12 protein-coding genes are annotated in these 15,180 nt (G+C 45.7%); 2 read left to right on the top strand and 10 right to left on the bottom strand.

Translation table 11 applies throughout. The features are described from left to right. Nucleotides 1-175 precede the first annotated feature (175 nt). The 8 genes from sucD to sdhC all read right to left on the bottom strand — a co-directional run bounded on the left by sucD (nt 176) and on the right by sdhC (nt 9,791). Entirely contained in the window at nt 176-1,048 is an 873-nt protein-coding gene (sucD, locus tag F0229_RS17925; protein WP_004734209.1) for a succinate--CoA ligase subunit alpha, read from the bottom strand. After that, entirely contained in the window at nt 1,048-2,214 is a 1,167-nt protein-coding gene (gene sucC, locus F0229_RS17920) for an ADP-forming succinate--CoA ligase subunit beta (RefSeq protein ID WP_010436793.1), read from the bottom strand. The genes sucD and sucC overlap by 1 nt, the downstream gene beginning before the upstream one ends. Before the next feature lie 206 nt (nt 2,215-2,420). Then, on the bottom strand, nt 2,421-3,629 hold the full coding sequence (odhB, locus tag F0229_RS17915; RefSeq protein ID WP_017056410.1) for a 2-oxoglutarate dehydrogenase complex dihydrolipoyllysine-residue succinyltransferase: 1,209 nt from the start codon (nt 3,627-3,629) through the stop codon (nt 2,421-2,423). 21 nt (nt 3,630-3,650) lie between these two features. Then, entirely contained in the window at nt 3,651-6,467 is a 2,817-nt protein-coding gene (gene sucA, locus F0229_RS17910) for a 2-oxoglutarate dehydrogenase E1 component (RefSeq protein ID WP_017061946.1), read from the bottom strand. Nucleotides 6,468-6,564: 97 nt separating this feature from the next. Continuing rightward, entirely contained in the window at nt 6,565-7,278 is a 714-nt protein-coding gene (locus tag F0229_RS17905) for a succinate dehydrogenase iron-sulfur subunit (RefSeq protein WP_010436773.1), read from the bottom strand. A gap of 12 nt (nt 7,279-7,290) precedes the next feature. Beyond that, nucleotides 7,291-9,057: a succinate dehydrogenase flavoprotein subunit gene (gene sdhA, locus F0229_RS17900; RefSeq protein WP_017061947.1), complete on the bottom strand. Its 1,767-nt coding sequence runs from the start codon at nt 9,055-9,057 to the stop codon at nt 7,291-7,293. After that, on the bottom strand, nt 9,058-9,405 hold the full coding sequence (gene sdhD, locus F0229_RS17895) for a succinate dehydrogenase, hydrophobic membrane anchor protein (protein ID WP_171733381.1): 348 nt from the start codon (nt 9,403-9,405) through the stop codon (nt 9,058-9,060). Beyond that, a complete protein-coding gene (gene sdhC, locus F0229_RS17890) occupies nt 9,399-9,791 on the bottom strand; it encodes a succinate dehydrogenase cytochrome b556 subunit (protein WP_017061948.1) in 393 nt (130 codons plus the stop codon). The genes sdhD and sdhC overlap by 7 nt, the downstream gene beginning before the upstream one ends. A 417-nt stretch (nt 9,792-10,208) precedes the next feature. Between sdhC and F0229_RS17885 the strand changes: the two genes are divergently transcribed. Next, the gene (locus F0229_RS17885; RefSeq protein WP_171733380.1) at nt 10,209-11,498 is read left to right on the top strand and encodes a citrate synthase; all 1,290 of its coding nucleotides are present in this window, start codon (nt 10,209-10,211) and stop codon (nt 11,496-11,498) included. A 253-nt stretch (nt 11,499-11,751) separates the two neighbouring features. On the opposite strand, the gene F0229_RS17880 is transcribed toward F0229_RS17885, so the two are convergent. Beyond that, nucleotides 11,752-12,510, bottom strand: coding sequence for a Nif3-like dinuclear metal center hexameric protein (locus F0229_RS17880; RefSeq protein ID WP_136973706.1), 759 nt, complete (start codon nt 12,508-12,510; stop codon nt 11,752-11,754). A 90-nt stretch (nt 12,511-12,600) separates the two neighbouring features. Here F0229_RS17880 and F0229_RS17875 point away from each other — a divergent pair, with 90 nt between their 5' ends. Then, nucleotides 12,601-13,359, top strand: a complete 759-nt coding sequence (locus F0229_RS17875) for a DUF1853 family protein (RefSeq protein ID WP_017061951.1) — start codon at nt 12,601-12,603, stop codon at nt 13,357-13,359. A 122-nt stretch (nt 13,360-13,481) separates the two neighbouring features. Here F0229_RS17875 and pgm read toward each other — a convergent pair whose 3' ends face one another. Further along, entirely contained in the window at nt 13,482-15,128 is a 1,647-nt protein-coding gene (gene pgm, locus F0229_RS17870; protein WP_017061952.1) for a phosphoglucomutase (alpha-D-glucose-1,6-bisphosphate-dependent), read from the bottom strand. Nucleotides 15,129-15,180 lie beyond the last annotated feature (52 nt).

The raw sequence follows: 15,180 nt of genomic DNA, 5'->3' as shown, positions 1-15,180 counted from the left end.
TCACGGTGAACACCCTTGCATAGGCTAACGGTTCTCGCTCGACTGAGCCCGTAGAGGACTTTCACCTCCTAGATCAACGCCATGCTCGGCGCACCATAAAAAAGGCTTGGTCAGTGACCAAGCCTTTTTAATATCGTTCAGTTAACTTCTATCTCAATCGATAAAAGCCAGCTGATTACCAACCCGTGATTTCACGTAGGCCTTTACCTATGTCAGCAAGAGACTTAACAGTCTTAACGCCTGCTGCTTCTAGCGCTGCGAATTTATCTTCAGCAGTACCTTTACCGCCTGAGATGATTGCGCCTGCGTGGCCCATACGTTTGCCCGGAGGAGCAGTAACACCAGCGATGTAAGATACAACTGGCTTAGTTACGTTTGCTTTGATGAACTCAGCCGCTTCTTCTTCCGCAGTACCACCGATTTCACCAATCATTACGATTGCTTCAGTTTCTGGGTCTTCTTGGAAAAGTTTTAGGATATCAATGAAGTTTGAACCTGGGATAGGGTCACCACCGATACCAACACATGTAGACTGACCAAAGCCTTCATCTGTTGTTTGCTTAACTGCTTCGTACGTCAGAGTACCGCTGCGAGATACGATGCCTACTTTACCCTTCTTGTGGATGTGACCAGGCATGATACCAATCTTACACTCGTCTGGAGTGATAAGACCTGGACAGTTAGGACCGATCATGCGAACGCCAGTTTCTTCTAGCTTCACTTTAACGTCGATCATATCTGTTGTAGGGATACCTTCAGTGATCGTTACGATCAGTTCGATACCTGCATCAATCGCTTCTAGGATTGCATCTTTACAGAAAGGAGCTGGTACGTAGATAACTGTTGCTGTTGCGCCAGTTACTTCTACCGCTTCACGTACTGTGTTGAATACTGGAAGGCCTAGGTGAGTTTGACCACCTTTACCAGGTGAAACACCACCAACCATTTGCGTACCGTATGCGATAGCTTGGTCTGAGTGGAATGTACCTTGACCGCCAGTGAAACCCTGACAGATTACTTTAGTGTCTTTGTTAATTAATACAGACATTATTTAGCCTCCGCAGCAGCAACAACTTTCTGAGCAGCATCTGTTAGAGATTCAGCTGCAATGATATCAACATCAGAATTAGCAAGTACTTCGCGACCTAGGTCTGCGTTTGTACCTTCTAGACGAACAACTACAGGAACTGTTACGCCGACTTCTTTAACTGCACCGATAATACCTTCAGCGATCATGTCACAACGAACGATGCCACCGAAAATGTTTACGAGTACTGCTTTAACATTGTCATCAGAAAGGATGATCTTGAATGCTTCAGCTACACGTTCTTTTGTCGCGCCGCCGCCTACATCAAGGAAGTTTGCTGGCTTGCCGCCGTGTAGGTTTACGATATCCATCGTACCCATCGCAAGGCCTGCACCGTTAACCATACAGCCAACGTTACCATCTAGTGCTACGTAGTTCAGTTCCCACTGTGCTGCGTGTGCTTCGCGCTCATCTTCTTGAGATGGATCGTGCATTTCACGTAGTTTAGGCTGACGGTACATCGCGTTTGAGTCGATGTTGATCTTGCCGTCTAGACAAAGCAGGTTGCCTTCGCCAGTAATTACAAGCGGGTTGATTTCTAGTAGAGCTAGGTCGTACTGAGAGAACATTTGTCCAAGACCCATGAAGATCTTAACGAACTGTTTGATTTGATCGCCAACTAGACCAAGTTTGAACGCAAGTTCACGGCCTTGGTAAGCTTGAGGGCCTACTAGAGGATCGATCGCTGATTGGTGAATCAACTCTGGAGTTTCTTCAGCGATTTTCTCAATGTCCACACCGCCTTCAGTTGACGCCATGAATACAATTTTACGCGTTGCGCGGTCAACAACAGCACCTAGGTAAAGTTCGTTAGCAATGTTTGATGCTTCTTCAACTAGGATCTTTGTTACAGGCTGACCATTAGCGTCTGTTTGGTAAGTCACTAGGTTTTTACCTAGCCACTTTTGTGCAAACTCTTTAACGCCTTCTTTGGTGTCATGTAGCTCTACGCCGCCCGCTTTACCGCGGCCACCAGCATGTACTTGACACTTAACGACTTTCTTGGCTGTACTGATACGACCTGCAGCTTCGAAAGCTTCTTGTGCAGTATCACATGCGAAACCTTCTGGTACAGGCAAACCGAATTCTGCAAACAGCTGTTTGGCTTGGTATTCATGCAAATTCATTTTGATATTCCGTTTATTTTCCCTTAAGGGATTATTATTTCCATAACGACACAGTTTCCTGTGTTACGTCTGTAGGGTCTTCTCAAAACAACTGCTGTCCATTTTCTAATGGCTTTACAGTTCAATTGAAGGCCAGACGTTGAGCAGCCTAGCCTTTGAAACTTTTTACGTCTAGCTAACGGGGTTAACTAGACGTTTTAGCGATACTAAACGTCTAATAGCAGACGTGCAGGATCTTCTAGAAGCTCTTTGATGGTCACTAGGAAGCCAACTGATTCACGGCCATCGATTAGACGGTGGTCGTAAGAAAGCGCTAGGTACATCATTGGTAGAATCTCTACCTTGCCATCAACAGCCATTGGACGGTCTTGGATTTTGTGCATACCCAAAATTGCCGCTTGAGGTGGGTTGATGATTGGCGTAGACATTAGAGAACCAAATACACCACCGTTTGTGATAGTGAAGTTACCACCCATCAGTTCATCAACCGTTAGCTTGCCGTCACGGCCTTTGATTGCTAGCTCTTTGATGCCTTTTTCGATATCAGCGAAACCTAGTGTGTCACAGTCTTTAAGTACTGGAGTCACTAGACCACGTGGCGTAGATACCGCCATGCTGATGTCGAAGTAGTTGTGGTAAACGATATCTGTACCATCAATAGAAGCGTTCACTTCAGGGAAACGCTTCAGTGCTTCTGTTACTGCTTTCACGTAGAAAGACATGAAGCCAAGACGCGTATCGTGACGTTTCTCGAATTGGTCTTTGTACTGCTTACGAAGGTCCATGATTGGCTTCATGTTCACTTCGTTGAAAGTAGTCAGCATTGCTGTGCTGTTTTTCGCTTCTAGAAGACGGTTTGCAACTGTCTTACGCAGGCGAGTCATAGGCACGCGTTTTTGGCTGCGAGCCGCTGCTGGCGCTTCAACTGCTGGTGCAGATGCTGCTGCCGGAGCCGCTTTCGCTGCTGCTAGGTGTGCGTCGATGTCTTCACGAGTAATACGACCACCAACACCAGTGCCTTTAACGTCAGCTGGTTGTAGGTTGTGCTCAGCAAGCAGGCGACGAACAGCTGGGCTTAGTGCGTCGTTGTTCTCTTCTGTTAGCGCAGCTTTATGGCGCTTATCAGGAGATGCTTCTGTATCTTCAGTGGTGTCTTTCGTTGGTTCACCAGCGACAGCACCCGGCTTGATTTTAGCCAAAAGCTGCTTAGAAAGTACCGTAGCACCCTCTTCTTCGATGATAGCTTCCAGAACACCCGCTTCAGGAGCCGGTACTTCTAGAACTACTTTATCTGTTTCGATATCTACAATGACTTCATCACGTGCAACCGCTTCGCCCGGTTTTTTGTGCCAAGTAGCAACTGTTGCATCAGCCACAGATTCAGGTAAATCTGGAACCAGAATTTCAATTGTCATGTGCGTATTTTCCTTTTACTTCTAGTTCTTAAGTAGGGTCAAAGCGTCGTCAACTAACGCTTTTTGTTGTTTCAAGTGTACTGACATATAGCCAACAGCTGGTGATGCTGATGCAGGACGACCTGCGTATTGAATATCAGCACCTACTGGGATAGCAGCTCGGAAATTATGTTGGCTACTGTACCAAGCACCTTGGTTTTGTGGCTCTTCTTGACACCAAACGTAATCGACTACATTTGTGTACTGTGCGATGGCAGCTCTCACGTCCTCATAAGGGAACGGGTAAAGTTGCTCAATACGTACAATAGCGACATCGTCTTGCTCGTTCTTACGTCTTTGGTCAAGCAGGTCAAAGTAAACCTTACCTGAACAGAACACGACGCGTTTTACGTTCTCAGGAGCCAGATCATCAATTTCTGCGATAGCTGGTTGGAACGTGCCTTCTGCCAAATCTTCAAGAGAAGAAGTACACAGAGGGTGACGAAGCAATGACTTAGGTGACATTACAATCAGTGGACGACGCATTGGTCGAACAACCTGACGGCGAATCATGTGGTAAACCTGAGCTGGTGTTGAAGGAACAACAACCTGCATGTTTTGTTCAGCACATAACTGAAGGTAACGCTCAAGACGTGCAGAAGAGTGCTCCGGGCCTTGGCCTTCATAACCGTGAGGAAGCAGCATAGTTAGACCACATAGACGTGCCCACTTTTGCTCACCTGATGAAATGAATTGGTCGATAACAACTTGTGCACCGTTTGCGAAGTCACCAAATTGAGCTTCCCAAAGGGTTAGACCGCTTGGCTCTGCTGTCGCGTAACCATACTCAAATGCGAGTACCGCTTCTTCAGATAACACAGAGTCAAACACTTGGAATGGCCCTTGTTTATCATGAATGTTCGCAAGAGGAACATACGTGCTTGCATCTGATTGATTGTGCAGTACTGAGTGACGGTGGAAGAACGTACCACGACCTGAATCTTGGCCTGAGATACGAATACGCTTACCGTCGTCAACAAGTGTTGCGTATGCCAGAGTTTCAGCCATACCCCAATCGACTTGTTTCTCACCATTCACCATGGCAGTACGATCGTTGTACAGTTTATTGACTCGGCTTTGCAGCTTGTGGCTGTCCGGGTATTGACAAAGTTTGGTACCAAGCTCTTTCAGGCGCTCGATATCAATCTTGTTATCCCACTCGATGTTCCAGTCGTGACCTAGGTAAGGAGACCAGTCTACTGAGTGAAGTGCCATTGGACGCCACTCTTTAACCACAACTTCACCGTGATCAAGTGCATCACGATATTCGTTAACTAGCTGAGTTGCTGTATCAATACCAAACTCACCGCGCTCCATTAGCACGTCAGCGTAAAGCTTACGTGGTGTTGGGTGCTTCTTGATTTTTTGGTACATCAAAGGCTGTGTTGCATTCGGCTCATCGGCTTCATTGTGACCGTGGCGACGGTAACAAACCAAATCAATAACAACATCACGCTTAAACGTATTACGGTAATCCAATGCAAGACGCGCAACAAACGCAACCGCTTCTGGATCATCAGAGTTAACGTGGAAAATCGGAGCCTGAACCATCTTCGCGATATCGGTACAGTACATCGTAGAGCGTGTATCGCGAGGGTTAGACGTTGTAAAACCAACTTGGTTGTTTACAACGATACGAACCGTACCACCTACACAGAAACCACGAGCTTGAGACATGTTAAACGTCTCTTGTACTACACCCTGACCAGCGATAGCTGAGTCACCGTGGATAGTAATTGGAAGTACACGGCTACCATCATTATCACCAAGGCGATCTTGACGTGCACGTACTGAACCGATAACTACCGGGTTTACGATTTCTAAGTGAGATGGGTTAAATGCTAGTGCTAAGTGAACGTTGCCGCCTGGCGTTGCGAAGTCCGCAGAGAAGCCTTGGTGGTATTTCACATCACCAGTACCCCACGTGTCATCGTGCTTGCCCGCAAACTCGTCAAACAGGTCTTGTGGCTTTTTACCAAGCACGTTGACCAACATGTTTAGACGACCACGGTGAGCCATACCAACAACAACTTCACGCATGCCTTGTCCGCCAGCATGACGAATAATTTCTTTCGTCATTGGGATAAGAGCATCACCACCTTCCAACGAGAAGCGTTTTGCGCCTGGGAATTTCGCACCAAGATAGCGCTCAAGACCTTCAGCAGCAGTTAGCTCTTCTAGGAAAGCTTGCTTTTCTTCTTTGTTGAAAGAGGGTTGACCAGATACAGACTCTAAACGTTGTTGGATCCAACGCTTTTGCTCTGTATTTGTCATGTGCATGTATTCAGCACCAATAGAGCCACAATACGTTTGCTTTAGAGATTTGTAGAGATCTTTAAGCACCATCGTCTCTTGGCCAATGGCGTAAGAGCCGACGTTGAACGTCTCATTGAGGTCATCTTCGGTAAGAGTGTGGAAAGAAGGGTCCAGTTCATCAACTGTCGCTCTTTTCCATAAACCTAGGGGGTCTAGATTTGCTGCTTGATGCCCTCGGAATCGATAGGCATTAATAAGTTGCAGAACCTTTACTTGTTTCGCATCGACATCTGGATCACTAACTTGGACACTGTAATGCTTTGTTTCTTGAGCGAGTCGACGGAAGTATTCACGAACACGAGAGTGTGGTTGTTCCACTGTCTCTGAAGCTTGCACAGGCAGTTCTTCAAAAACACTTCTCCATTCGTCACTTACCGAATCTGGGTCACTTAGATACAGTTCATAGAGTTCTTCTACGTACGTTGCATTGGCGCCAGCCAAGTGTGAAGACTCGAGCCATGCCTTCATCACGCCGTTGTGCATATTTTCCCTTAACCAGTAGTTTTCACGTTTGCTGCGGTCTATGCCGAGCTATTAAAAGGCCGCCCCAAAACTTCTAGGGCGGCAATTTTTATATAACTTAAACCGAACGATTCACTAGCATGGTCTTGATGTGACCAATAGCTTTCGTCGGATTTAATCCCTTAGGACAAACACTTACACAATTCATGATGCCATGGCAACGAAAAACGCTAAATGCATCATCAAGATCGGACAAACGTTCGTCTGTCGCTGTATCTCGGCTATCAATTAGCCAACGGTACGCTGCAAGCAGGCCTGCTGGTCCGATGAATTTGTCAGGGTTCCACCAGAATGATGGGCATGACGTTGTACAACATGCACACATGATACATTCGTACAATCCATCTAAATGAGCACGCTCATCAGGGCTTTGTAAGTTTTCACGAGCCGGTGGCACATTGCCATCAGACACTAAGAATGGCTTCACTTTTTCGTAGTTATCGTAGAACTGAGTCATGTCTACAATCAGGTCACGAACAACGGGTAAGCCAGGCAGTGGGCGAATCACAATCTTGTCTTGGCCCGAAAGCGCAGACAATGGCGTGATACACGCTAGGCCATTTTTACCGTTCATGTTCAAACCATCCGAGCCACATACACCTTCACGGCATGAGCGACGGAATGAGATTGTTGGATCTTGCTCTTTCAACAGAATAAGCGCATCCAAAAGCATCATGTCTGAACCTTCATCCACTTCTAGAGTGTATTCCTTCATATAAGGTTTCTGGTCGACATCTGGATTATAACGATATAAAGAGAAATTCAGTTTCATGGTCATATCTCCTTAGTACGTACGTGCTTTTGGTGGGAACGCTTCACGATGGATAGGTTCCATGTTTACACCACGCTTAGTCATGCTCTCTGACTCTGGGTTGTAAAGTGAGTGGCATAGCCATTGCTCATCATCACGGTCAGGGAAATCGAATCGAGCGTGTGCGCCACGGCTCTCTGTACGGAAATTTGCAGCAACAGCCGTTGCGAATGCCGTTTCCATCAAGTTTTCAAGCTCTAGACACTCGATACGTTGAGTGTTGAACTCTGTAGACTTATCAGATAGGTGTGCATTTTTCAGACGCTCGCGAATCGCTTTTAGCTCTTCTAGGCCTTCAGCCATTGCTTTGCCTTCACGGAATACTGAGAAGTTGTTCTGCATACATTGCTGAAGATCTTTACGGATTTGCGCTGGATCTTCGCCGTCTGTGCTGTTTTCCCAACGGTTGTAACGCTCTAGTGAACGCTCAATGTCAGCTTCAGTTGCAGGTTTCGCTTCGTCTTGCTTCTTCAGTGTCTCACCTAGGTGTAGACCTGTCGCACGACCAAATACCACTAAATCAAGCAGTGAGTTACCACCTAGACGGTTGGCACCATGTACTGATACTGATGCGATTTCACCACAAGCAAAGAGACCTTGGATTTCAACATCGTTGCCGTCTTCGGTTTGCTTAATAGCTTGACCAGAAACTTGTGTTGGAACACCACCCATCATGTAGTGACATGTAGGGATTACTGGGATTGGCTCTTTCACTGGATCAACGTGAGCAAAGGTACGAGAAAGTTCACATACACCAGGAAGACGAGATTCAAGTGTCTCTTTACCTAGATGATCAAGCTTAAGCTTAATGTGTGGACCCCAAGGGCCATCGCAACCGCGACCTTCACGAATTTCAACCATCATTGAACGAGCAACAACATCACGACCCGCTAAGTCTTTAGCGTTTGGTGCGTAACGTTCCATGAAGCGTTCGCCGTCTTTATTGAGAAGGTAACCACCTTCACCACGACAACCTTCCGTTACCAATACACCTGCACCAGCGATACCCGTCGGGTGGAACTGCCACATTTCGATGTCTTGCATAGGAACGCCAGCACGAATCGCCATACCAACACCGTCACCAGTGTTAATGTGTGCATTGGTTGTTGATGCGTAGATACGACCAGCACCACCAGTCGCAAGGATTGTTGCCTTCGCTTTGAAGTAGCAAACCTCGCCCGTTTCCATACAAAGCGCGGTAGTACCTAAAATTGCACCATCTTCGTTTTTAACAAGATCCAGTGCATACCACTCAGAGAAAACCGTCGTTTTGTGTTTAATGTTTTGTTGGTAAAGCGTATGAAGCAGTGCGTGACCAGTACGGTCGGCTGCAGCTGCGGTACGAGCCGCTTGCTCACCACCAAAGTTTTTAGATTGACCACCGAAAGGACGCTGGTAAATAGTACCGTTCTCAAAACGAGAGAAAGGCAGGCCCATTTTTTCGAGTTCGATTACCGACTCAGGACCGTTTTTACACATGTATTCGATAGCGTCTTGGTCACCGATGTAATCAGAACCTTTTACTGTGTCATACATATGTTGTTCCCAATGGTCTTCATGCGCGTTACCAAGAGCAACAGTGATGCCGCCTTGCGCTGAAACCGTATGAGAACGAGTAGGGAAAACTTTAGAAAGCAATGCACAAGAAAGGCCTTGCTCAGAAATTTGCAGTGCGGCACGCATACCTGCACCACCAGCGCCGATCACTACGGCATCAAACTCACGAACAGGAATAGTCACTTACGCACCCCACAAAATAAACAGACCAGAGAAGAAATATCCAAGAAGAACTGCAACAACACCGACTTGAAGACCACCACGCAGTTTTGCGCATTTGATGTAGTCAGTTAGTACTTGCCATAGGCCGATCCACGCGTGAACCAAAACAGAAGTAAGCGCTAACATGGTGAAGACTTTAGTGAAGGTTCCACCAAAGAATTGCGTCCAAGATGCGTAAGAGATATCACCAGAGAAAGCACAAAAGCTAACTAGGTAGATAGTGTAAAGCGTCATAATGATGGCAGTAGCACGAATCAATAGATAATCGTGGACACCATTACGACCAAAAGTAAAAACGTTGTTTACCATACTAAGATCCCCGCTAGTAGAGACAATACCGCTGTTGCTGCGAATGCAACCTTAGCGCTCTTCGCGCCAGATTCCAGCTCTTCAAAGTGACCAAGGTCCATAAGAAGGTGACGAATACCACCAGCAATGTGGTAAGCCAAAGCGGTTAAAATGCCCCACAGAATAAACTTCACGAAGAAACCATCGACAATGTCGCTAGCTTCGGCAAAGCCTACTGGGGATGAGAGGGAAATGGATAGTAACCAAAGCAAAATTCCAATCGCAACAAAAGTTATCACCCCAGACACACGGTGTAGGATGGAAGCTATTGCTGTGATTGGAAAGTGGATGGTCTGTAAATCTAAATTAACAGGTCTTGTCTTTCTTTCTTTCACGGGCTTGCTCACTCAGCTCCATTGAGCATTATGGTCATTAAATAACCTTATGATATTGTTATGGACAAAATTTGATTGTAAACCTTCAAAATTTAACATTAACTTAACAAATAACTGAAGTTGAGCCTTAGATAATTGTAAAATAATTGTTAACTGCTCGATTAAGAAAGACACCTCACATTTCTTCTTAGCCTTGCATTTATAAGGTTTTAACCAAACTTTTCAGCGTCACTATACGACTGGCAACATTCTAATACAATTGATGTAACAAATAATGCTACACAGACCAGATTTTTAACGAATTTAATGTAAAAAACACTAACAAGTGCACACAAAGCTTCAGAAAAATTGACTTTCCCACGTAAGACCAGTAAAAAAATGGCACATAAACATCCTGGACGGATTAAATAATAAACAAAGGAGATTGTTATGGCGGATAAGAAAGCTACCCTTCACATTGAAGGTCAAGCGCCAATCGAGCTGCCGATTACAGAAGGTGTACTTGGTACTCCAGTGATCGATGTTCGTACACTAGGTTCTAATGGTTTTTTCACTTTTGACCCTGGTTTTCTTGCCACTGCATCCTGTGAGTCTCAAATCACTTTTATTGACGGTGGAAAAGGCATTCTTTTACATCGTGGTTATCCAATCGACCAACTTGCCAATAACGCTGATTACTTAGAAGTATGTTACATACTTCTTTACGGTGAAGCCCCATCTCGAGCTGAGTACGAAAAGTTCAAGACTACCGTGACACGTCACACTATGGTGCACGAGCAAATCGCTAGTTTCTTCCACGGCTTCCGTCGTGACGCTCACCCTATGGCTGTAATGTGTGGTGTTGTAGGCGCTCTAGCGGCGTTCTACCACGACTCACTTGATGTCAACAACGATACACACCGTGAAATTGCGGCATACCGCCTGATTTCAAAAATGCCAACACTGGCTGCAATGTGTTACAAATATTCAATCGGTCAGCCGTTTATCTACCCACGTAACGACCTAGGCTACGCAGAAAACTTCTTACACATGATGTTTGCAAACCCATGTGAAGAGTATGAAGTGAACCCTATCGTTGCTCGTGCAATGGATAAGATTTTCACTCTACATGCTGACCACGAACAGAACGCTTCTACGTCTACAGTGCGTCTTGCTGGTTCATCTGGTGCTAACCCGTTTGCGTGTATCGCAGCAGGTATCGCATCACTTTGGGGCCCAGCTCACGGCGGTGCAAACGAAGCTTGTCTGCGCATGCTTGAAGAGATCGGTAGCGTAAATAACATTGAAGAATACGTTGCGAAAGCAAAAGACAAAGATGACCCATTCCGTTTGATGGGCTTCGGTCACCGTGTTTACAAGAACTACGACCCACGTGCAACAGTAATGCGCGAAGCGTGTCACGAAGTGCTTAAAGAGCTAAACATCCAAGATCCACTTCTAGACGTAGCGATGGAACTTGAGCGTATCGCTCTTTCTGATGAGTACTTTGTTTCTAAGAAGCTATACCCGAACGTAGATTTCTACTCAGGTATCATTCTGAAAGCAATCGGTATTCCAGTATCTATGTTTACAGTAATCTTCGCGATGTCTCGTACCATCGGTTGGATTGCTCACTGGAACGAAATGCACAGCGATCCGACGAACCGTATCGGTCGTCCTCGTCAGCTATATACTGGTGAAGAACAACGTGACTTTAAAGCACTTCACGAACGTGAATAGTTGCTATAAATCATAATGTTAAAAGGGGTTAATGTGAGAACATCAACCCCTTTTCTTTTGTACGCTCTCAACCCCGTCATCCTCAAGAATGCGAAGTGAACGAATAAAATAATATCGTCATCCCCAAGAACGAGGGACGAATGAGTTGGGGATCTCCTTAAGCGAGCAGATAAACTATACAGGTTACCTGCTCAATTCTAGAGAACGACGCATACACTCGACTCGTATCGTACCCCTTATCTCGCATCTGCTCTTAAACTGGGTTATCGATATCGATAAACTCAACATCCAAGCAGTGCTCTTTTGCTAACCACTCACCTAGTGCCTTCACGCCGTAGCGTTCTGTCGCATGGTGACCTGCAGCAAAATAATGGATGTCTTGCTCGCGGGCCGAGTAAGTTGTGCGCTCAGAAATTTCACCAGAGATAAATGCGTCGATACCTTGAGAGGCTGCAAGTTCAATGTAATCTTGACCGCCGCCAGTACACCAACCTACCGTTTCAATCATTTTATCTGCGTTTTCAGGAGCAATATGTAGCGGCTTACGATTCAGTACTTGATCAATTTTTGCCGCAAACTCAGCACCGGTCATCGGTGTCTTTAATCTACCAAACATAGCAACCGATTGTGGGTGCCCTTCCAAGCCACCTTCTACTTCAATATCAAGCAGTTCAGCGAGTTTGGCGTTGTTACCAAGTTCAGGATGGATATCGAGAGGTAAGTGATAACCCAAAAGGTTAATGTCATTCTTTATCAGAGTGCGAATGCGTTTGCCCTTCATGCCACGAATTGCCTCTGACTCACCTTTCCAAAAGAAACCGTGATGAACCAACAAAGCGTCTGCGTTCAGTTCTACCGCTTTATCAATCAAGGCTTGAGAAGCTGTTACACCAGTAACGATTCGCTTCACTTCTGTCGCGCCTTCAACTTGAAGACCATTAGGACAGTAATCTTTAATCTGCTGTGGCTGCAGTTTTTCGTTAAGTAGCTTTTCTAATTGTAAGTTAATCATTTTTCTTTCCAGCTTACCTTTATAATAACGTCGTTATATCAATTTACGGGTAGAATGTCGAAAGCCCCACGATGAGTTTATGAGGAAGAGATGACAGCACTGCAACGTTTTTACCAATGGGTCATCGACTCACCGCCATTACTAGAAATCAAGCCACCGGTTTCGGATCTCAGTGCATTCTCTAGCAACCATGCCATCGACTCATCACATACTTATGAGGGTAATCCTAGATTAGGTTTCCTCTACCAATATCTATGCGAGCAAGTGATCGCTGCCTCGCCGAATTACTCGATAAAGCACGACGAGATTCAGATCAATGTGGAAGGCAGAACTCTCGGTGCAATCGACTTTATTCTTAAAGAAGAGAGCAGCCAAAAGCTGGAACATTGGGAAGTGGCGATTAAGTTTTATCTGCTCCACGAACAAACATGGTTTGGACCCAACTCTCACGACCAATTGGATAAGAAACTCGACAGGATGCTCAGCCACCAACTCGAAATGTCCTCTTCTGCCGCCTTTGTTGAGCAATATCCAGAAATCGATGTCGACTCAAAACACTTACTGATGCAAGGTCGTCTATATACCAACCCTTTCTTAGAGCAAAACATACCGACAAAATGCTTGGGCTATGACATTAACCCAAGCCAAGTAAACGGCTTTTGGTGCTATCAAGACCAGGCTCATTTAATCAGTGAACCACTGTATCCACTCACCAAAGAGCAATGGGCAGCAGGGACGGATGATTTCAGCAGTCAGCCGATCACCGAGTTCGGTGATCGCTTCGTCCATGGGCAAACAAAGTCGGGGCAATTCTGGTTTGTGATGCCACAAAGTTGGCCACACGGTTAGTCGTCTGAGCTAACTCAGTTACCTTTTCCCGCTTATACGTAACTAACACAAACAAAAAGGGTTGATGCTTTCACATCAACCCTTCTTCTATTTACTTAGCAACTCTAGTAATCGAGATTCGATTATAGGCCAGCGGCTGCAAATACTTGGTTAACAATCTCTTGAGCTTCTGCTTCGATTGCTTTCAGGTGCTCTTCACCCTTAAAGCTTTCACAGTAGATCTTGTAGATGTCTTCAGTGCCTGATGGACGCGCAGCAAACCAGCCGTTCTCAGTTGTCACTTTCAAGCCACCAATCGCAGCACCGTTACCTGGAGCGTGTGTTAAGCGTGCAGTAATTGCATCACCAGCCAACGTCTCAGCAGAAACCATCTCTGGAGATAGTTTCTTCAGCACGTCTTTCTGTGCACCATTTGCTACCGCTTGAATACGGTTGTACTTAGATTCACCGTGTTTAGCGGCAAGTTCTTCGTAGTATTCTTGTGGGTTCTTACCTGTCACTGCTGTGATCTCAGCCGCAAGCAAGCAAAGAATCAGGCCGTCTTTATCTGTTGACCAAGGCGTACCGTCTTTACGTAGGAAAGAAGCACCTGCGCTCTCTTCGCCACCAAAACCAAACTGGCCGTTGTATAAGCCATCAACGAACCATTTGAAACCAACTGGCACTTCACAAAGTTCGCGACCTAAGTCAGAAACTACGCGATCGATTAATGCACTTGATACTAGTGTCTTACCAACAGCAACGTCTTTACCCCAACCTTCACGGTTACGGTATAGGTAATCAATACAAACCGCTAAGAAGTGGTTTGGATTCATCAAACCTTTAGGTGTCACGATACCGTGGCGATCGTAATCTGGGTCGTTACCAAATGCTAGAGCGTACTCGTCTTTAAGCGCCAGTAAGCCTGCCATTGCGTATGGAGAAGAACAGTCCATACGAACTACGCCATCTTTATCTAGAGACATGAATTGGAATGAAGGGTCAACCGCTTCACTTACCAGAGTAAGATCTAGATTGTACGCTTTACCAATTTGACGCCAGTAATCAATACCGCTGCCACCCAGTGGATCAACACCAATCTTGATGTTTGCTTTCTGGATCGCTTCCATATCCACGACGTTAACCAAATCAGCGACGTATGGCGCGACTAGGTCAACTTCTTTTACTAGCTCAGACTGTTTAGCCTGTGCGATAGGCGTACGCTTAACACCTTGCATTTGCTCAGCAATGATCACGTTCGCACGGTCTTCAATCGCTTGAGTCAGTTCAGCTTCAGCTGGGCCACCGTGTGTCGGGTTGTATTTAATACCGCCGTCTTGAGGTGGGTTATGTGAAGGCGTGATAACAATGCCGTCGGCTTTTTTGTCATTCACTAGGTTGTGCGTAAGAATCGCGTGCGAGATACCAGGTGTTGGAGTAAAGCCGTTGTTTTCTTGAATAATAACTTCAACACCGTTCGCTACAAGCACTTCGATAACCGTAGAGAACGCAGGCTCAGATAGAGCGTGAGTATCTTTACCTAAGAAAAGAGGGCCAGTTGTACCTTGCTCGGCACGAACTTCAGCAACCGCTTGTGCAATTGCTAGAATGTGGTTTTCGTTAAATGTTGATTTGTCTGCTGTACCGCGGTGACCTGAAGTACCGAAAAGTACTTTATGATCTGGGTTCGTAGCATCCGGTTGCTGTAAGAAATAGTTAGCAACTAAAGCCGGGATATTATGAAGATCTTCCTGCTGAGCTTTCTGCCCAGCACGAGGGTGCATAGCCATTTTTCGACATCCTTATATATAAAATTTTAAAACAAAAAAACCTCATAATATC

The sequence above is a fragment of the Vibrio sp. AIC-3 genome (genome assembly GCF_013114515.1).
Taxonomy (GTDB): Bacteria; Pseudomonadota; Gammaproteobacteria; order Enterobacterales; family Vibrionaceae; genus Vibrio; species Vibrio crassostreae_C.
The sequence above is the reverse complement of the archived record's forward strand: the minus strand, read 5'-3'. Positions and strand labels throughout refer to the sequence as shown.